The sequence below is a fragment of the Isoptericola sp. BMS4 genome (assembly GCF_011634835.1).
In the GTDB taxonomy this organism is placed as follows: domain Bacteria; phylum Actinomycetota; class Actinomycetes; order Actinomycetales; family Cellulomonadaceae; genus Isoptericola.
Map to the genome: position 1 here is coordinate 17,026 of NZ_SIRP01000001.1, position 18,548 is coordinate 35,573.

The window sequence follows — 18,548 nt, forward strand, 5'->3', positions numbered from 1 at the left end:
AAGTCGTGCTCGCGACGACGGTCGCGCCGCGCGCAGAGGATGCCCTCCGGCCGCGTCCGTCCACAGCCCGGCTCCGGCCGGTCCCGCGGCAGGTGGTCCGCTGGTTCGCTGCTCGCATGCCTCGACCATTCGCACCTGCACCGCCGCGCCTCGTCGCCCTCTCGCTCCTGCAGGAAGGGCTCGTCTCGGCCCGCCAGTGCGAGGAGCACGGCGTGAGCAGCGCCCGGCGGGCCCGGCTCGTGGCCGCTGGCCGGTGGGCGCGGGTGACGCACGCCGTCTTCGACACCGACCCGACACCGCCCGCGCGACGCACCGGCACGGACGTGCTCGACCACCGTCGCCGCCGGCGGGTCTGGGCGGCGCTGCTCGCGTACGGCCCGGAGGCCGTCGCCGTGGGCGCGAGCGCCCTGGCCCTGCTCGGCGTCCACGGCCTGCCCGTCGACCTGACCCCCGAGGTAGCGCTGCACGGCGGGCGCTTCGGCCGGGCGCGGGACGGCGTCGTCGTGCGGCAGTACGAGGCCGGGCGGGTCCTGCGGGCCCGAGGTGCGCCCGTCATCGACCCCGAGCTCGCTCTCGCGCAGGCCGTCCCGACCTGGGCCCGACGGCAGGCAGTCACCGTCCTCGACAGCGCGCTCCAGCAGCGCATCGTGACCTGGGGCGGGCTGCACCGCGCGCACGAGCTCGCCCGCGGCCGCCGCGGCGTGGCGCGGACCCACGACTGGTGGGGCCTGGCGCGCGAGGACGCCGAGTCCCCGCTGGAGACCTGGGCCAGGCTCGAGGCGGTCGACGCCGGCTGCCCGCCGGACCGGCTCCAGGTCGGGGTCGAGGACCGCGACGGCCGGTTCCTCGGCCGCGGCGACCTCGGCTGGTTGCTGCCGGACGGCCGCTGGTTCGTCGTCGAGGCCGACGGCGCCGGGGTCCACTCAGCACCGCAGGCGCTGTTCCACGACCGTGCCCGGCAGAACGCGATGGTGACGGCGGGGTCGGCCGTCGTCGTCCGGGTGACCCACGGCGACCTCCGTGTCGAAGGGCGGGTCGGTGCCCAGATCGTCAGGTCGTTGGCAGCCCTCGGGTGGCGGCCCCGGCCGACGAGCACCACCTGACCGCCGGTATCGGCCTCGGAGACGGCCACGGTGTTGTTCTCGTCGGCGCGAGGCCCGGCGCGGACGCACGAAGGCCCGCCGCTCGTCGTGACGAGCGGCGGGCCTTCGTGCGGCTGACGCGGCGACGTGCGGCGCGTCAGCGGAGGATCACTTGGCGACGGCCTTCTTCAGGACCGAGCCGGCGCTGATCTTGACCCCGTGGCCCGCGGGGATCTGGATCTCCTCACCCGTGCGCGGGTTGCGGCCGGTGCGAGCGGCGCGCTCGACACGCTCGACCGAGAGCAGCCCGGTGACCTTGACTGCCTCGCCCTTGCTGAGCGAGTCCTCCAGCACCGCCTGGAAGGCGTTCAGGAACTCCTCGGCCTGCGCCTTGGTGAGGCCGTCCGACTTGGCGGCGATGGCCGAGACGAGCTCGGACTTGTTCAGCGACATGTGCATCCCTTCTCCGGATCACGACGCACGCTACCCGCACGTCGTCACGTTCCCGCCCTGACGGCTGCTCGCCGGCAGGACGGGGAACACACTATGGAACATCCGCGGATTCCTGCGACTTTTGCGGGCGTGGCGTGCGATACGGCGTGGATCTCGCCCGCCGGCGGAGTCGATCAGGCGTCCGGGCCGTCGCGGTGCCCGTCCGGACGGTCGTCGGGATCCTCGTCGTCGAGGTCCCGATCCCGGCGCCGGCGGGCCAGCAGCACCGCCGCGGCGGTGCCGACGGCCGCGAGCACGGCGACGCCGAACAGCCACGACATCGTCCAGTTCGCCTCCCCGTTCTCGCTCAGCTCGGCGCCCGGCGCACCGTGCTGGTGACCGGAGGCGGCGGAGGCCGTCTCCTCGGGCTCCGCGGCGCCCGACGACGCCTCCTGGGTCGGCTCGGCGGTCGGCTCGACGGCCGGCTCCTCGCTCGGCGCCGGGGAGGGCTCCTCGGACGCGGCGCCGGCGACGTCGTAGGTGAGCTCCCCCTCGATCGGGTGGCCGTCCGCCGACACGACACGCCACCCGACGACCCACTCGCCGCCCGAGAGCCCGTCGGGCACGGTCACGGTGACGACCTCGCCGTCGACTTCCGTGTCGGCGGGCTCGGTCCCCTCCGACGTCGTCACGGCCGCCTGCGCCCCCGTGCCCAGCAGCTCACCGCTGAACGTGAGGGTGAGCTCGGAGGGCGGCTCGTCGAGGCTCTCGCCGTCGGGCGGGTCGGCCGAGACCAGCCGGTCGTGGGCGGCCGCGGGCGTCTCGGGGAGGACGACGGCCAGCATGGTCGCCGCGGCCGTCGCGAGGGCGGTGGCGAGCAGGGTCACGCGGTCCGGGAGGTGGCGCCGCACGGCGCCGGGTCGGGGGTTCACGGCCCCGACGATAGCGGCGGGCGGACCGCCCCGGGACCGGCGGTCGGCCCCGGGGCGGCGGCGCGGGCGAGCCCGGTGAACCTGGGCACGCGGCCGGGCGTGCCGTCAGCCGGCGAGCGCCTCGGCGGCGACGTCGAGACGGAGGGACGCCACGACGTCGTCGGCCCACTCCTTCGCGGCACCACCGTGCGGGTCGGCCGTCATGACGTGGCCGAGCCGGTCGTTGTTGTCGGCCGGCCGCACCACCCGGCCGGGGGCCGGCAGCCGGTGGGCGATGACGCGGGGGTCGTCGGCCAGGTCCGTGCCGCCGGGGACGGCGCGCAGCTCGCCGTCGTCGGCGGCCAGGAGGAAGGCGACGGCGGCGCTCGCGGCGCGGGGCGGCTCGTGCGCGACCGGGGCGTGCCCGAGCGCGAGGTCGACGACGGCGCCCAGCGGGTCGAGCCCCGTCACGAGCCGCACCAGGTCGAAGATGAACCCGCCGCCCTGGCGTGGGTTGAGCTCGACGACCCGCGGCCCCGAGGCCGTGAGCCGCACCTCGGTGTGGCTGACGCCGTGGGTGTAGCCGACGGCGTCGAGCGCGGCGACGACGTGGCGCTCGACGGCGGCGCGGGTGGCGTCGTCGAGCGGGGCGGGAAACAGGTGCCCGGACTCCACGTAGGCGCCGTCGAGCTCGGTCACGGACTTCGCGGTGATGCCGACGACCCGCGTGACGCCGTCGCGGGTGACGGCCTCGATGCTGCACTCGGGGCCGTCGAGGACGCGCTCGACGAGCGCGAGCCGTTCGAGGCGCTGCCCGCGGGAGTTGCGCTCGGGCCCGGTGGCGGCGGCGAACGCGGCGGCGAGGCCGGCCTCGTCCTCGACGCGGCGCACGGCCGTCCCGGAGTTCAGGTCGACGGGCTTGACGACGAGCGGGTAGCCGAGGTCGGCGGCGGCCGCGCGGGCGTCCGCCCAGGTGGCGGCGACGGCGTGAGCGACGTCCGGGACGCCGGCGACGGCGAGGGCCCGGCGCACGAGGTGCTTGCGCGTGGCGGTGCGCATCGCTGCGGCGGACGGGCCGGGCAGGCCGAGCGCCTCGGCGACGACTCCCACCGTCGGCAGGTAGTAGTCGCAGGTGGTCAGGACGCCGCGGACCGGGGTCCCGGCCGCGGCGCGGTCGGCGGCGACGTCGCGCGCGGCGGCGGTGACGGCGTCGTCGTCGTTGGTCTCGGTGACGACCACCTCGGCGGCACCGTCGAGGACCGGGTGCGCCGTCCCGTCAGGCAGCGTGTAGAGCGCCGGGTCGCGGGTGAGGAGCACGTAGTCCAGGCCACGGCGCGCGAGCAGGGGCGGGAGCATGAGGCCGGTCGAGTGGAGCCAGCTCTCGACCATCAGGACGGTCATGGGCGGGGTGCCCGGCGAGCGGTGGCGGACAGCGGCGAGCAGATAGGAACGATTCTCATGTTCACCGATCGTGGCACAGCGGCGCCCCGGCGGGCCGGACGCCACGCCCACCTCTTAGGCTCGGGGCATGCCGGCCAGCAACGACTTCTCGTCCGCCTACGCCCACGGGTTCGCCCGGGTGGCCGCGTGCACCGTGCCCGTGACGGTCGCCGACCCCGCCGCGAACGCCGCCGCCGTCCTCACGGAGGCGCGCGCCTGCCACGACGACGGCGTCGCCGTGGCCGTCTTCCCCGAGCTGTGCGTGCCCGGCTACGCGATCGACGACCTGCACCTGGCCGACACCCTGCTGGAGGCGTCCCTCGACGCGCTCGCGGAGATCGTCGCCGCGAGCGCCGAGCTGCGGCCGATGCTCGTCGTCGGTGCCGCGCTGGAGGTCGGGAACCGGCTGCTGAACTGCGCCGTCGTCGTGCACCGGGGGCGGGTGCTGGGCGTCGCACCGAAGTCGTACCTCCCGAACTACCGCGAGTTCTACGAGAAGCGCTGGTTCGCGCCGGGCGACGACCGGCGCGGTGCCACCGTCGACCTGCCGTTCGCGGACGGGCCCGTGCCCTGCGGGCCCGACCTGCTGTTCCGCGCCGACGACGTGGCGGGGCTGACCGTGCACGTCGAGGTGTGCGAGGACATGTGGGTGCCGGTCCCTCCGTCCGCCGAGGCCGCGCTGGCGGGCGCGACGGTCCTGCTCAACCTGTCCGCCAGCCCGATCACGGTCGCCCGCGCCGAGGACCGGCGCCTCATGGTGCGCTCGGCGAGCGCCCGCTGCTCGGCCGCGTACGCGTACGCGGCGGCGCAGGGCGAGTCGACGACCGACCTGTCGTGGGACGGGCAGACGATGATCTACGAGATGGGCGACGAGCTCGCCGAGACCGAGCGGTTCCCGGACGGCCCGCGGCGGTCCGTCGCCGACGTCGACCTCGACCGGCTGCGGCAGGAGCGGCTGCGGCAGGGCAGCTTCGACGACAACCGCCGGGCCCTCGCGGACCGGGTCGAGGGCTTCCGCACCGTCGGATGGACGGTCGACCCGCCGTCGGGCGACATCGGGCTGCGGCGCACGGTGGACCGGTTCCCGTTCGTGCCCGACGACCCGGAGCGCCTGGCCCAGGACTGCTACGAGGCGTACAGCATCCAGGTGTCCGGCCTGGAGCAGCGGCTGCGCGCCATCGGGCAGCCGAAGGTCGTCATCGGGGTCTCGGGCGGCCTGGACTCGACGCACGCGCTGCTCGTGGCGGCCCGCGCGATGGACAGGCTCGGGCTGCCCCGCACGGACGTGCACGCCGTCACCATGCCCGGATTCGCGACGACGTCGGCCACCAAGGACCGCGCCACCCGGCTCGCGACCGCGCTCGGTGTGCGGTTCGAGGAGCTGGACATCCGGCCGGCGGCGGAGCAGATGCTGCGCGACCTGGGCCACCCCGCCGGGGACGGCGAGGCCGTGTACGACGTGACCTTCGAGAACGTCCAGGCGGGCCTGCGCACCGACTACCTGTTCCGGCTCGCGAACCACCGCCGCGGCATCGTGCTCGGCACCGGCGACCTGTCGGAGCTGGCGCTCGGCTGGTGCACGTACGGCGTCGGAGACCAGATGTCGCACTACGCCGTGAACACGGGGGTGCCGAAGACCCTGATCCAGCACCTCATCCGCTGGGTCGCGGACTCGGGACAGATCGGCGGCGACGCCGACGAGGTGCTGCGCGAGATCCTCGACCAGGAGATCACGCCGGAGCTCGTGCCGACCGCCGACGGCGAGGCCCCGCAGTCCAGCGAGGCCATGGTGGGGCCGTACGCGCTGCAGGACTTCTCCCTGTTCTGGACGCTGCGGCACGGCCTGCGCCCGTCGAAGATCGCGTTCCTCGCGTGGCACGCGTGGCGGGACGCCGAGGCCGGCGCCTGGCCGCCGAGCTTCCCGCACGACGAGCGGTCCGCCTACGACCTGCCGACGGTCCGGCACTGGCTCGAGGTGTTCGTGCGGCGATTCTTCTCCTCGCAGTTCAAGCGCTCCGCCATCCCGAACGGCCCCAAGGTCTCCGCGGGCGGGTCGCTGTCGCCGCGCGGCGACTGGCGGATGCCGTCGGACGCCACCGCCGCCGCGTGGCTGGCCGAGCTGGAGGCGAACGTCCCCGGCTGACCATGCCCTTCCGCGGTGTCGAACATGGGGTTGGTCCGGGATCGAGCCCGTCAATCCCGGACCAACCCCATGTTCGGCAGGGGGCGGGGCGGCATGATGGCGGGATGACCGCACCGATCCGCACCACCCGCTCCTCCGTCGCCCTCACGAACGGCTACGTCGTCCCCGTGGACGGCAACCCGGTCGACGGCGGCACCGTCCTGGTCGTCGACGGCGTGATCACCGCCGTCGGCGCCGACGTCGTCGTCCCGGACGGCGTCCGCACGCTGGACGTCGGCGGACGGTGGGTGCTGCCCGGCTTCGTCGAGTCGCACGGGCACGTCGGCGTCCACGAGGAGGCCGAGGGCTGGGCCGGGGACGACACCAACGAGAAGACGGGGCCCGACGGCGCGCACCTGCGTGCGCTCGACGCGATCCACGTCGAGGACGAGGGATTCCGGGACGCGCTCGCGGGCGGGGTCACCTCGGTGGTGGTCAAGCCGGGCTCGGCCAACCCGATCGGCGGGCAGACGGTCGCGATCAAGACGTGGGGCGGGCGGACCGTCGACGAGCAGGTGATCAGCGACGCCGTGTCGGTGAAGTCGGCGCTCGGCGAGAACCCCAAGCGCGTCTACGGCGAGCAGAAGAAGGCGCCGTCGACCCGCCTCGGCGTGGCGGCCGTCATCCGGCAGGCCTTCCTCGACGCGCAGCACTACGCGGCCGCGCGCGACGCCGCGGCGGCGAAGGGCGAGCCGTTCGCGCGGGACCTGGGCTCCGAGACCCTCGCACGGGTTCTCGCGGGCGAGCTCGCGTGGGACCAGCACACGCACCGGGCGGACGACATCGCCACCGCGCTGCGTCTCGCCGACGAGTTCGGCTACCGGCTCGTGATCAACCACGGCACGGACGGCGCGGCGATCGCCGACGTCCTCGCCGAGCGCGACGTGCCCGTCATCTACGGCCCGATGCTCACCTCGCGCTCCAAGGTGGAGCTGCGCGACCGCGACACCGGCAACCTCGCCCGGCTCGCCGAGGCAGGGGTCCGCGTCGCGATCACGACCGACCACCCGGTGGTGCCGATCAACTTCCTCGTGCACCAGGCGTCGTTCGCGGTGAAGGAGGGCCTGGACCCGCAGGTCGCGTTGGAGGCGCTGACGGTGAACCCGGCCTCGTTCCTGGGCCTCGACGACCGCGTGGGCGCCCTGACGCCGGGGCTCGACGGCGACGTCGTGGTCTGGTCGGGCGACCCGCTCGACGTCACCTCGCGCGCCGAGCACGTCTTCGTCACCGGCACCGAGGTCTACACCTGGGAGGCGGGGGCGGACGGCGGGCGCGGCGCGGGGCACGTCCGCGAGCGGGCGGAGCGTCTCGCCCGCTGACGACCATGTCCTTCTTCGTTGCCGAAAATGTGGTTGGTCCGGGATCGAGGGTCTCGATCCCGGACCAACCACATGTTCGGCATCCGGGGGGCGGCGGGTCAGAGGCCCGTGAGGAAGTCCTTCATGATCGGGCCGGCCGTCGTGGAGCCGTAGTCCCCGTCCTCGACGAAGACCGCGACGGCCAGGTCGTCCTGGATGGCGAGCATCCACACGTGCTGCCGCGACCCGTCCCCGTACTGCGCGGTCCCGGTCTTGGCGCCGACGACGCCCGGCACGCCCTGCAGCAGGTCGGCGCTGCCGTCGGTGACGACACCGTGCATGAGGTCGCGGAGCACGGCCGCCTCGTCGGCGGTCACGCCGCCCTCCACGGTCTCGGCGCCGTCGGACGCCTCCGGGGACTCCGACGGCTCCTCGCCCTCGGCGTCCCCGCCGTCCCCGGCGCCCTCGGTCTCGCGGACCAGCACCGGCCGCACCGGCTCACCCGCGACGACGCTCGCCGCGACGGTGGCCATGCCGAGCGGCGAGGCCTGCACCTTGCCCTGGCCGATCAGCGACGCCGCGTGCTCGGTGGCGCCGGCCTTCGCCGGGACGGAGCCGAGGAACGCCGGGACGCCCACGCCTGCGGCGACGTCCTCGTCGTCGGTCAGCCCGAGCGCGGCGGCGGCCGCGGTGAGGTCCTTCTGGGCGACCTTCTCCCGCTGGGCGATCATCGCGGTGTTGCACGAGTGGGCGAACGCGGTGCGCAGCGGCACCGTGCCCAGGGCCGACGACGGGTAGCCGGGGACGTTGGAGAACTCGCGGCCGTCGACCGTGATCGTCGGGGAGCACTCGACCTTCGAGTCCGGGCCGAGGCCCGCGCGCTGGAACGCCAGGCCGTCCACGACCTTGAACGTCGACCCCGGCGGGTACTGGCCGAGCGTCGCCGTGGACCAGCCCTCGCTGCCCGGGCCGCTCGCCGCGGCGAGCACCTCGCCCGACGAGGGCCGGACGGCCACGATCGCGCTGGCCGGGTCGACGTCCGACAGCACCTTCTCGGCGTGCTTCTGCATCCCGACGTCGAGGGTGGTCGCCACGGGGGTCCCGTCCACGGGGTCGACGCGGAAGACCTCGCGCACCTCCTCGCCGTCGTCGTCCGCCCCCGGCGGCAGCACCCGGACGACGACGCCGCGGTCGCCCGCCAGCTGGTCCTCGTAGGACTGCTGGATCCCCGACAGCCCGACGACGTCCCCCTGCTTCACGTCCCCGCCGGAGGCCTCGATGACCTCCGCCGTCGCCTCCCCCGCGCGCCCGACGATCGGGGCGGCGAAGTCGCTCGTCGGGGCCAGCTCCAGGGTGTCGGGGATCGCGGCCACGCCGATGATGTCGAGCGCCTCGTCGACGGTGAAGTCGACCCCCGAGTTCTTCTTCCGGATCGTGATCGCCTCGACGAACGCCTTGTCGCCCGCGGCCTGCACGATGTCGAAGAAGACGTTGGGCTCGCGGCCCACCAGGACGGCGAGCTCGCGCGCCGCGGACTCCTCGCCGAGGCCCTCGACCGCCGTCTTGTCCACACCGATGTGCCACACGTCGCGGGCCGTGACCATCGGGTCGCCGGCGCCGTCGAGGATGTCCGCGCGGTCGGGCTCGAGCCGCTCGACCTCGAGCCGCTCGCCGGGCGCGAGGTCGGGGACGATGAGGTCCGGCTGCCACACGACCTGCCACTGCCCGGGCTCCGCGCCGTCCTCCTCGGCCGCCGCCGTCCCGGCCGGCGGCACGTACGTCAGGTCGACGTCCGTGCTGTACTCCCAGGTCGCGGTCGGCGTCACCGCCCAGGACCACGCGAGGGTGGCCGTCGCCTCCGCTCCCCCGCCCTCGGTGGTCGTGACGTCGCCGACGTCGGCCACGCTCACCGCGTGCTTCCGCTCCCCGGAGGCGTCGAGGAGCGGCTCGACGACCTGCGACAGCTGGGTCTGCGGGGAGACCGACTCCCCGACGTCGAGGGGGAGGCCCGACACGTCCACGGCCGCGAGCGCCTCGGCGAGCGCGTGCGCGACGTCGTCCGGGGGCGGGACGTCCGGCCCGCTGCAGGCGACCAGCGGCAGCGCGAGACCGGGGATCAGCACGAGAGAGAGAACGTTTCGGGTCCGACGGCGCACCTTGGCGAGCGTAGCGGTTCACTGGCACCCTGGTCGCCGTGCCCCCCGGATGTCATGTGTCCATGCTGCGACGAATCTGTGTGACAGCCGTCACCACGACGGCCCTCGCCGGCCTCGGCGTGGCCGCCGGGACCTCGGCGCAGGCCGTGCTCCCGGTGCCCGGACCCTCGCTCGGCGAGGTGACCTTCGCCGCGGCGGACGACCCGGCCCACCCGTGGGTCCTCGTCAACAAGACCCACCCGATCACGCCGCGGGACTGGGCCCCTCAGCGCCTCGTCCGGCCCGACGTCGCCGCGCTCGGCGCCCACGACCGGCTCCGCCCCGTGGCGGCCCGAGCGCTCGAGCAGCTCGCCGCCGCCTCCGAGCGCGCCACCGGGCACGAGCTGGTGCTCGTCTCCGGCTACCGCAGCGCCGCCTACCAGGGCGACCTCTACGACCGGTACGTCGCCTCCCACGGACGGCGCGAGGCCGACACGTTCTCCGCCCGCAGCGGCCACTCCGAGCACCAGACGGGCCTCGCCGCCGACGTCACCGAGGCCGGCACCCCGTTCACCCGGTTCGGCGGGACCGAGTCCGGCCGGTGGGTGCGCGAGCACGCCTGGCGCTACGGGTTCGTCGTGCGGTACCCGGCCGGCGAGCGCGCCGTGACCGGGTACGCGCCCGAGCCGTGGCACCTGCGGTACGTCGGCGTCGGGCTCGCGTCCCACCTGCGCCTCAGCGACGCCACCACCCTCGAGGAGGCGTTAGGGACCGGGCCGGCGCCCGACTACCCCGCCGACGACGCCGGACCCGACGGGTCCGAGGGGCCGGAGAAGGCCGACAGGTCCGCGAGATAGGCCCCGGGGCGGTCAGCCGAGGGCCCGGCCGAGCCGCTCGACCGCCTCCGTGAGGATCGCGGGTGACGTCGCGAGGTTGAGCCGCAGCCACCCCGCCCCACCGGCGCCGAACGTCACGCCGTCGCCCAGCGCCACCCGCGCACGCTCGACGACGAACCGGTGCGCGTCGCCCGCCGGCACCCTGTCCGGCAGCGCCGCGCGCACGTCCAGCCACGCGAGGTACGTGGCGTCGGCCGGCTGCACCCGCACGGCCGGGGCGTGGTCGGCGAGCAGCGTCGTGGCGAGCTCCCGGTTGCGCACGATCCCCGCGAGCAGCGCGTCGAGCCAGTCGTCGCCGTCGGCGTAGGCGCCGGCGTGCGCGAGCACGGCGAGGTGGTTGACGGCGTGCCCCGCGACCTCCGGGATGCGGCGCAGGTCGGCCGCCGCCTCCGGCCCGGCCACCGCGACCGCGGCGCGCAGCCCGGCGAGGTTGAACGCCTTCGACGCCGAGTGCACCGCGATCGCGCGCTCCGCGCCCGCCACCGACAGCAGCGGGACGAACGCCGGGGCGCCGGGCCGCACCCGCTCGAACGTGAAGGGGGCGTGGATCTCGTCCGCGACGACGCGCACGCCGTGGCGGTCGGCGAGCGCCAGCACCGCCTCCAGCTCGTCCCGGGTGTGCGCCACCCCGCCCGGGTTGTGCGGGTTGCACAGCAGCAGGACGGCGCGGCGGCCGCTGCCCGGGCCGGAGCCGCCGCCGGTGGCGCGGGCGAACGCGGCCTCGAGCGCGCCCGGGTCCAGCCGCCCGTCCGGCGCGAGCGGCGCCTCGACGACCTGGCGGCCCTCGTGGCGCGGGAACGCGTAGAACGGCGGGTACACCGGCGGGGTGACGACGACCGCGTCGCCCGGCGCCGTCAGCACGCGCAGCACCTCGGTGATCGCGACCATGACGTCGGGGAGGGTGCGGCTGGTCGGGACGTCGGGCACCCACCCCCACCGCCGCGCGGCGAACGGGGCCAGGGCCTCCGCGTAGGCGGTGCCGGTGTCGTAGCCGGTGTCGCCCACGTCCAGGGCACGCCGGACGGCGTCGGCCACGAAGGGCGCCGTGGGGACGTCCATCTCGGCGACGAACAACGGCAGCACGTCGGGCGGGTAGGCCCGCCACTTCACCGAGGTGCGACGGCGCAGGTCGTCGAGGGTGAGCTGGTCCAGGGGGCAGTCGCGCGCCGTCAGGGCGGCGACGGCGGACTCGTCGGTCGTCACGGCTCCGGTCTACCAGACACCGCCGACTCAGGGCCGGGCGGGGCGCCGGGGCGGTGCGCCGTCAGGCGTCGACGGCGGCGGGCCGCACCACGTCCTCCCACTGCTCCTCGCGCAGCGCCGGCTCGTCGTCGCTGCGGCCCGCCCAGGCGCGGGCGTCCTCGATCGCACCGCGCAGCAGGTCGCGAAGCCGTGCGTCGACGTCGGGGACGAAGGCCTCGCTGATGCCCTGCACGGCGGTCGAGACGACGGACGGTGCGGCGTCGCGGACGAACCGCTTGGGCCGCACGCGCGTGCCCTCGCAGAACCGGTACGCCCAGTCCGTGGTCTTCGGGGCCGTCTCGAGCGCGTCGACGCTGGCCTGGGAGAGCGTGCCGTCGGGGCGGTCGTCGAGCGTGTCCAGCATCCGCTCGGCGCCGATGACCGCGACGGCGAGCGTCTGCTGCCGGTCCGCGGGCGCCACCGGCAGTGCGGCCTGCGCGGCGCGCAGCGCGATCCGCACGTCCCAGCGCGGGTCGTCGCTGGTCAGCCCGATGACCGACGGGATCAGCGGCGCCAGCTGCGGCCGTGCCCGGTCGGAGGTCAGGTCGTTGACCGCGCGCGCGAGCATCGCCAGCAGCGGGTGCGTGCACTGCGGGTGGTCGCTCCACCGCTCACCGGCGAGGAACGACGCCAGCTCCATGAAGCACGCGCCCTTCTTCGGGTTGCGGTGCTTGCCACGTCCGAGCATCGGCAGGGCGTCGAAAGCACCTGCGACAGATCCAGCCACGAGTCCACCCCCGTATCGATCCGGTCCTCCCAGTGTGCGACCGGTGTGACCCAGGTCGCAACGGATAGCCGCCGACCGGGGGCGTCGCGCGTCGCCGCCCGCCGGGGCCCGCCCCTACCTCAGACCCCTCCCCGGCCCCGTCCCGACGTCGTCTGAGGTACCCCCGACCTGCGAAGACCGGGCGTCTGACCGATCCGCCGGCCCCCACCTCAGGACGAGCGTGGACCCCACGCCGCCACGACCGGAACGTCCGGTCGGCGGCACTCGGAGGGGACGATCATGGGACAGCAGCTGTGGGGACCGGGCCTGGAGGCCGAGGTCGAGTACCGCCGCGAGCGTCTGACGCAGGCCTACCGCGGGGTCGGCGCGGTGCCGGCCCTCCGCCGGGCGCTGCGCGACCGCGCCCGGGCGCGGCGGACGGCCCGCCGCAACGCACGGCGGGCGGCGCGGGGGTCGCGGAGGTCGGCGGCCGGCGCTGCGCGGGAGACCGCCCGACGGGCGGCCGCCGGCCTCGGCGCGGTCCTGGACGCCGTCGCGGCGCGCACCGACGCGCGCGCCTGGGACGCGCAGGTCACGCCCCGGACGCCGGAGGCCACCGGCGCGCCCACGGGGGTGCACCGCCTGGTCGCCGGGCGCGGGGACGGCACGGGGCACGGTGCCGGACACGGTGCCGAGGCCGGGGGCAGGGCCGCATGAGCGGCGGCGACGGCGGCGCCCGGGTCGTTCCCGACGGCCCGGGCGCCGCTGTCGTGCCCGGCTCAGGCCACCCGGCGGCGGGTGTCGGTGCGCGGTGGGACGATCACGGTGTGCGCCGCTCCAGCCGAGTCCCCCTCGTCGCCCGCCAGGAAGAGGTCGCCACGTTCCGTGGCGCGCTGGAGCGCGCCGCCGCCGGGGAGCCCGGCATGCTGCTGGTCGGCGGCGACGCCGGGGTGGGCAAGACCCGGCTCGTGACCCACCTCGGCCAGGTCGCCCGCGACGCGGGCGCGCGCGTCGTCGTCGCGCACTGCGTCGACCTGGGCGACGTCGGCATCCCGTACCTGCCGCTGACGGAGGCCCTCGCCGAGCTGCGCGGCGACCCGGACGTGGACGAGGCCGTCGCCGAGCGGCCGGCGCTGGCCCGGCTGCTCGACCCGGCCGCCGACGGCGGGGCGGAGCACGCGGAACGCCTGCAGCTGTTCGACGGCGTCGCGCGGTCGCTCGCCGCCGCGGGCCGCCCCGGCGCGCCCCTCGTCCTCGTGCTGGAGGACGCGCACTGGGCCGACTCCTCGACCCGCGACGTCCTGCGCTTCGTCGTCGCGCGCCTGCGGGCGGAGCACCTCCTGGTCGTCGTCACCTACCGCAGCGACGACGTGGACCGGCGGCACCCGCTGCGCCCCCTCCTGGCCGAGCTGCACCGCCGGCGCGCGGTCGAGCACCTCGAGCTGTCGCCGTTCACGGCCGACGAGCTGCGCGACTTCACGACTGCCGTCCGCGACGGCGAGCCGCTGCCCCCGCGCGACCTCGACGAGGTGCGGCGGCGGTCGGAGGGCAACGCCTTCTTCGCCGAGGAGCTCCTGGCCGCCGGGGCGCCGTCGTCGACCCTGCCGTGGTCGCTCACCGACGTGCTGCAGGCCCGGCTGCAGCGGCTCGGCCCGGCCGCGCAGCAGCTCGCCCGGCTGGCCTCCGCCTCGGGCCGGCAGGTCGACGAGACGCTCCTCGCCGCGGCCGCCGACCGGCTGCCGGGGCTGCACCCCGACGGCGCCCTGGACGAGGCGCTGCGCGACGCCGTCGCGCAGCAGGTGCTCGGCGTCGAGGGCCGCACGCTCGCGTTCCGGCACGCGCTCCTCGCCGAGGCGCTCTACCTCGACCTGCTGCCCGGGGAGCGCACGTCGATCCACCGGGCCTACCTGGAGGCGCTCGCCGCGGACCCCGCCCTCGGCTCGGCCGCGCAGCGCGCGCACCACGCGCGGGCCGGCCACGACCTGCCGGCGGCGCTCGTGGCGTCCGCCGAGGCCGCCGTGGAGGCCCGCGGGCTCCTCGCCCCCGCCGAGGAGCTGCGACACCTCGAGGAGGTGCTGGCGCTGTGGGAGTCCGTGCCGGACGCCGCGGACCTGCTCGACCGGGACCGGGTGGACGTCGCGCTCGAAGCGGCCGGGGCCGCCTCGAGCGCAGGCCTGGAGCCGCGCGCGAGACAGCTGGCGCACGGCGTCGTCGAGGCCCTCGACGACGACCCGGAGCGGCAGGCCCGCGTGCGGCACGTCCTCGTGAAGTCCCTGCTCGTGCTCGACGAGGACGACGAGGCGCGGCGCCAGTCCGAGGCAGCGCTCGCCGTGCTGGCCCCGGGCGGCCGGGTCGAGGAGGCCGTGCCCACCCCCGACCTCGCGTGGACGCTGGCCCTGCACGCCCTCGTCGAGACCGACCTCGAGTTCGACCTCGAGTCCGACGTCGACCACGACGACGAGGCCCGCCGCTGGGCCGAGCGGGCGGTCCAGGTGGCGCGTGCCGCCGGCGCCCCCGACGCGGAGGCCCACGCGCTCACCACGCTGGGCGTCCTGGAGGTCGAGGACCCGCGGGCCGCCGCCGACCGGTACGCCGCGGCGCGGGAGCGCGCCAGGGCAGCGGGCGACCTGCCCACCGAGCTGCGCAGCTGGTACAACCTCACGATCACCCGCTTCTACGCCGGGGAGCTGGAGCCGGCCGCCACGACCGCGGCGCAGGGCGTCGCGCGAGCCCTGGAGACCGGGATGACGTGGAGCCCCTACGGCGTGCAGCTGCAGGTGATCACCGAGCTCCTGCGGTACTTCCAGGGCGACCTGGCGGCGCGCGGGACCGCCCCGGGGACGCCGAGCTTCGCCGTCGGGTACCTGGACGCCGTCCGGCTCTACGCCGCGGTGGCGCGCGAGGGCGGCGACGCCGTGCCCCTCGCGGAGGCGACCCGCCCGGACTGGGAGTCCGACGGGCAGATCGTGCTCCTGGCCGGCGGCTGCCTCGTGGACGCGCTCACCTGGGCGCAGCGGTACGACGACGCCTCCGCCCTGGCCGAGGAGATCGCCGACCACCTCGGCGCGATCTGGACGGAGTTCTTCCTGGGCCGCATCTGGATCTCCGCGCTCGCGACGGCGGCGCTGGCGGACGCCGCCGAGGCTCCGGGGGCCGGCACGCCGGACGGGTCCGGCGGGGCCGCCACCGAGCCCGGGGCGTCCGTCCTCGCCCGCGCCGACCACCTGCTCGCCGTGGCCCGCGAGACCGCCGAGCGCGGGCGCCCGCGCGGCGGGCGGCTGGGGCCCGAGGGGCGCGCCTGGCTGCTGCGCGCCGAGGCCGAGCGCGCCCGCGTGCGTGCCGCCGTCACCGGCGAGCCCGCCGACCCCGAGATCTGGGAGCGCTGCGTGCGCGCCTTCGACTTCGGCTACCGGTACGAGACCGCCCGCTCGCGGCTGCGCTGGGCGCAGGCCCTCCGCGCCGCCGGCGACACGCCGGCCTCCGAGGTCGAGGCGGCGGAGGCGCTCGCCGAGGCGGAGGCGATGGGCGCGGAACCGCTGGCCGACGCCGTGCGGTCCTGGGCCCGCCGCGCCCGCGTCCCGCTGCCCGGGGTGCGACGCGCACCGACCACGCTGCTCACGGCCCGGGAGGAGGAGGTGCTGGAGCTCGTCGCGCAGGGGCTGAGCAACCGGCAGATCGGCGAGCACCTGTTCATCTCCACCAAGACGGTCAGCGTGCACGTGTCGAACCTGCTCGCGAAGCTCGGTGTCTCCGGGCGGGCGGAGGCCGTCGCGGTCGCGCACCGGCGCGGACTGCTGAGCGTCTGAGCACGGCGGGTCCATACTGAACGACGTGCCGGAAACCCAGGTCGCCGGCGACCCGTCCGACCAGCGGGACGGTCGGAGCGCCGGAGAGTCCGTCGCCGACGAGGTGTTCGACCGCATCGCGCGGCTCGCGCACCGCCACCTCGACGTGCCCGCGGCCGCCATCGTCATGCTCTCCCCCGACGGGAGCGAGAAGATGCTCCCCGGCGCGGTCGGCTTCCCGGCGGAGGCCCAGCGGCGGCGGCTGATCGACCTCGAGAAGCCCCTGACGGCGATGGTCGCGCGCTCCCGCGCGCCGCTCGTGGTGCACGACGCCGACGACGACCCGCGCGTCGACGGCCGGCACCGCATCGGCGACCTCCTGGCGGCGGCGTACGCCGGCTACCCGGTCGAGGACGCGCGCGGGCACGTCGTCGGGGCCCTGTGGGCGGTGGCGTCCGAGCCGCGCACCTGGACCGACTCGGACCTGGACACGCTCGCCGACCTGGCCGCCGCCTGCTCCGGGGAGCTGCGCCTGCGCGCCGAGCGGGAGCGGGCCCGACTCGCGGAGCAGGTCGCCTTCCGGGCGCACCGGCGCTCCCGGTTCCTGCTCGGGCTGAGCGAGCGCTTCGCGCGCGTCACGACGCTGGACGAGGTCGAGGACGCGATCGCCCACGTCGTCGGCACGGGCACGGGAGCACGGTGGGTGTCGCTCGCCCTCGTGGACGCCGACCGCCGGCACCTCACCTTCGTCACGGTCGGGCACCAGGAGCCCGGCACCCCGCAGCTGCGCAGCACGCGCCTGGACGAGCCGCGCCCCGACACGCACGTGGTGCACAGCCACCTGCCGCTGCGCTTCCGGGACCACGCGGAGATGGTCGCCGCCTACCCCCAGATGGAGCCGGTCGGCTCGGTGTCGGACGGCGCCCGCTCGTTCCTGCCGGTGTCGTCGAACGGGACCGTCATCGGCGTGATCGCGTGCGTCTGGGCGACCGTGCGCGAGCACGACGCCGAGACCGCGGCGCTGGAGTCGACGATCAGCCGGTACGTGGCGCTCGCCCTGGAGCGGGTGGCGCTGCTCGAGGCCCGCCGCCGCGTCGCGACGACGCTGCAGGAGTCGCTGCTGACCGAGCCCCCGGCGGTCGCCCACCTCGACATCGCCACGACGTACGCGACGGCGGCCCGCACGGACCAGGTCGGCGGCGACTGGTACGACGCGGTGGTCCGCGACGACGGGACCGCGCTCGTGATGATCGGCGACGTCGCCGGCCACGACGTGCACGCTGCCGCCCAGATGGGTCAGCTGCGCTCGATGCTGCGCGCCCTCGCATGGAGCCACGACGAGTCGCCCGCCGACCTGCTCGGCCGGCTGGACAAGGCGAACGCGCGCCTGGGCCCCCGGGCGATGGCGACCGCGGTCGTCGCCCGGCTGGACCGCGACCCCCCGCCGTCGACGGCCTCGGGGCCGGTGCCCACCGTGGAGGAGGCGGCCGCCCCGTCCCACGAGCGCGCCTACACGGCCACCTGGTCGTCGGCAGGGCACCCGCCGCCGATGATCCTGCGCCGCGACGGGTCGGTGGAGCGCCTCGACGGCACGCCGGACCTGCTGCTGGGCGTCGTGCCCTCGGCTCCGCGCGCGGACCGCACGGCCCGGCTGCTCCCGGGCGACACGCTGGTGCTGTACACCGACGGCCTCGTGGAACGGCGCGGGGTGCCGAGCGACGAGCGCCTCGCCGAGCTGGAGCGGGTGCTGGCGGGCACGAGGGGCGAGGCGACGTCGGCGGTGCCGCGCGCGCTGGTCCGCGGCCTGGTCGGGAACGCCCAGCGCGACGACGTCGCCGTGCTCGCGCTGCGGGTGCGGGTGCCCGCGCCGTCGGGGCCGCCGTCGTCCGCGGGTCCGGCGCGCGCCGAGCGGCGGGTGCAGGGCGACGATCTCAGCGACCTGGGCCCGGCGCGGCGGTGGGTCGACGACGTGCTGGAGTCGTGCGGCGTGGACGACGAGCTGCGCCGCACCGCGATGCTGCTCACCAGCGAGGTGCTGACGAACGCGCTGGAGCACGGCGAGGCGCCGATCACCGCGACGGTCGAGGTGGACGACCGGCACCTGCGGGTCGCGGTGCGCGACGGCAGCACGGCCGAGCCGGAGCTCCAGGAGCCCACCCCGCACGACCTGTCGGGCCGCGGCGTGCTGTTCCTGGACAGGCTCGCGGCGCGCTGGGGTGTGGAGCGCCACGACGGGTCGGACGCGGTGGGCCGCCACTCGGGCGTCGTCGAGGGCAAGACGGTGTGGTTCGAAATCGAGCGCAGCGCGCGGCCCTTGACCGGCGCCGTGCCGCGCGTGCGGCAGGCCCCGCAGACGCCACCGACGGGCGCCGTGCCGCTGGTCGAACGGGTGCTGGACGAGAACTCTTCCTGAGCCGACGAGTGTCGGGGGCCCGTCGT

General features: G+C 76.1%; 13 protein-coding genes. 7 read left to right on the top strand and 6 right to left on the bottom strand.

The annotated features are described in order from the left end of the window. The first annotated feature begins 116 nt into the window (after nt 1–116). Nucleotides 117–1,103 carry a hypothetical protein gene (locus EYB28_RS00080; RefSeq protein ID WP_166843799.1) on the top strand — a complete coding sequence of 329 codons (987 nt, stop codon included), beginning with the start codon at nt 117–119 and terminating at the stop codon, nt 1,101–1,103. A gap of 147 nt (nt 1,104–1,250) precedes the next feature. Here EYB28_RS00080 and EYB28_RS00085 read toward each other — a convergent pair whose 3' ends face one another. The 3 genes from EYB28_RS00085 to EYB28_RS00095 form a co-directional block, all read right to left on the bottom strand. Then, nucleotides 1,251–1,535 carry an HU family DNA-binding protein gene (locus tag EYB28_RS00085; RefSeq protein WP_166843801.1) on the bottom strand — a complete coding sequence of 95 codons (285 nt, stop codon included), beginning with the start codon at nt 1,533–1,535 and terminating at the stop codon, nt 1,251–1,253. Between the two features lie 173 nt (nt 1,536–1,708). Next, the gene (locus EYB28_RS00090) at nt 1,709–2,446 is read right to left on the bottom strand and encodes a copper resistance CopC family protein (RefSeq protein ID WP_166843803.1); all 738 of its coding nucleotides are present in this window, start codon (nt 2,444–2,446) and stop codon (nt 1,709–1,711) included. Nucleotides 2,447–2,551: 105 nt separating this feature from the next. Next, nucleotides 2,552–3,826: an ATP-grasp domain-containing protein gene (locus EYB28_RS00095; RefSeq protein ID WP_166843805.1), complete on the bottom strand. Its 1,275-nt coding sequence runs from the start codon at nt 3,824–3,826 to the stop codon at nt 2,552–2,554. Between the two features lie 127 nt (nt 3,827–3,953). Between EYB28_RS00095 and EYB28_RS00100 the strand changes: the two genes are divergently transcribed. Both EYB28_RS00100 and EYB28_RS00105 read left to right on the top strand, forming a co-directional pair. Continuing rightward, nucleotides 3,954–6,008 (top strand): NAD(+) synthase, encoded by a 2,055-nt coding sequence (locus EYB28_RS00100; RefSeq protein WP_166843807.1) that lies wholly within the window; start codon nt 3,954–3,956, stop codon nt 6,006–6,008. Nucleotides 6,009–6,112: 104 nt separating this feature from the next. Further along, on the top strand, nt 6,113–7,366 hold the full coding sequence (locus EYB28_RS00105) for an amidohydrolase (protein WP_166843809.1): 1,254 nt from the start codon (nt 6,113–6,115) through the stop codon (nt 7,364–7,366). A 98-nt stretch (nt 7,367–7,464) separates the two neighbouring features. Here the strand turns inward: EYB28_RS00105 and EYB28_RS00110 are convergent, their stop codons facing one another. Beyond that, nucleotides 7,465–9,468 carry a penicillin-binding transpeptidase domain-containing protein gene (locus EYB28_RS00110; protein WP_240930310.1) on the bottom strand — a complete coding sequence of 668 codons (2,004 nt, stop codon included), beginning with the start codon at nt 9,466–9,468 and terminating at the stop codon, nt 7,465–7,467. A gap of 113 nt (nt 9,469–9,581) precedes the next feature. Between EYB28_RS00110 and EYB28_RS00115 the strand changes: the two genes are divergently transcribed. After that, nucleotides 9,582–10,337, top strand: a complete 756-nt coding sequence (locus EYB28_RS00115; protein ID WP_166843812.1) for a M15 family metallopeptidase — start codon at nt 9,582–9,584, stop codon at nt 10,335–10,337. A 12-nt stretch (nt 10,338–10,349) separates the two neighbouring features. Here the strand turns inward: EYB28_RS00115 and EYB28_RS00120 are convergent, their stop codons facing one another. Further along, a complete protein-coding gene (locus EYB28_RS00120) occupies nt 10,350–11,579 on the bottom strand; it encodes a MalY/PatB family protein (protein WP_240930311.1) in 1,230 nt (409 codons plus the stop codon). A 61-nt stretch (nt 11,580–11,640) separates the two neighbouring features. Then, nucleotides 11,641–12,345, bottom strand: a complete 705-nt coding sequence (locus tag EYB28_RS00125) for a hypothetical protein (RefSeq protein WP_240930312.1) — start codon at nt 12,343–12,345, stop codon at nt 11,641–11,643. A gap of 279 nt (nt 12,346–12,624) precedes the next feature. Between EYB28_RS00125 and EYB28_RS00130 the strand changes: the two genes are divergently transcribed. From EYB28_RS00130 to EYB28_RS00140, 3 genes are all read left to right on the top strand, one after another. After that, entirely contained in the window at nt 12,625–13,041 is a 417-nt protein-coding gene (locus EYB28_RS00130; protein WP_166843814.1) for a hypothetical protein, read from the top strand. Between the two features lie 110 nt (nt 13,042–13,151). Next, nucleotides 13,152–16,130 carry a helix-turn-helix transcriptional regulator gene (locus tag EYB28_RS20510; protein WP_304599227.1) on the top strand — a complete coding sequence of 993 codons (2,979 nt, stop codon included), beginning with the start codon at nt 13,152–13,154 and terminating at the stop codon, nt 16,128–16,130. A 25-nt stretch (nt 16,131–16,155) separates the two neighbouring features. Continuing rightward, nucleotides 16,156–18,522 carry a SpoIIE family protein phosphatase gene (locus tag EYB28_RS00140; RefSeq protein ID WP_240930313.1) on the top strand — a complete coding sequence of 789 codons (2,367 nt, stop codon included), beginning with the start codon at nt 16,156–16,158 and terminating at the stop codon, nt 18,520–18,522. The last annotated feature ends 26 nt before the right edge of the window (nt 18,523–18,548 follow it).

What these genes read in the sequence shown, in the direction of transcription:
- EYB28_RS00080 (WP_166843799.1), top strand. Translation starts at nt 117, where the DNA reads ATGCCTCGACCATTCGCACCTGCACCGCCGCGCCTCGTCGCCCTCTCG.
- EYB28_RS00085 (WP_166843801.1), bottom strand. Translation starts at nt 1,535, where the DNA reads ATGTCGCTGAACAAGTCCGAGCTCGTCTCGGCCATCGCCGCCAAGTCG.
- EYB28_RS00095 (WP_166843805.1), bottom strand. Translation starts at nt 3,826, where the DNA reads ATGACCGTCCTGATGGTCGAGAGCTGGCTCCACTCGACCGGCCTCATG.
- EYB28_RS00100 (WP_166843807.1), top strand. Translation starts at nt 3,954, where the DNA reads ATGCCGGCCAGCAACGACTTCTCGTCCGCCTACGCCCACGGGTTCGCC.
- EYB28_RS00105 (WP_166843809.1), top strand. Translation starts at nt 6,113, where the DNA reads ATGACCGCACCGATCCGCACCACCCGCTCCTCCGTCGCCCTCACGAAC.
- EYB28_RS00130 (WP_166843814.1), top strand. Translation starts at nt 12,625, where the DNA reads ATGGGACAGCAGCTGTGGGGACCGGGCCTGGAGGCCGAGGTCGAGTAC.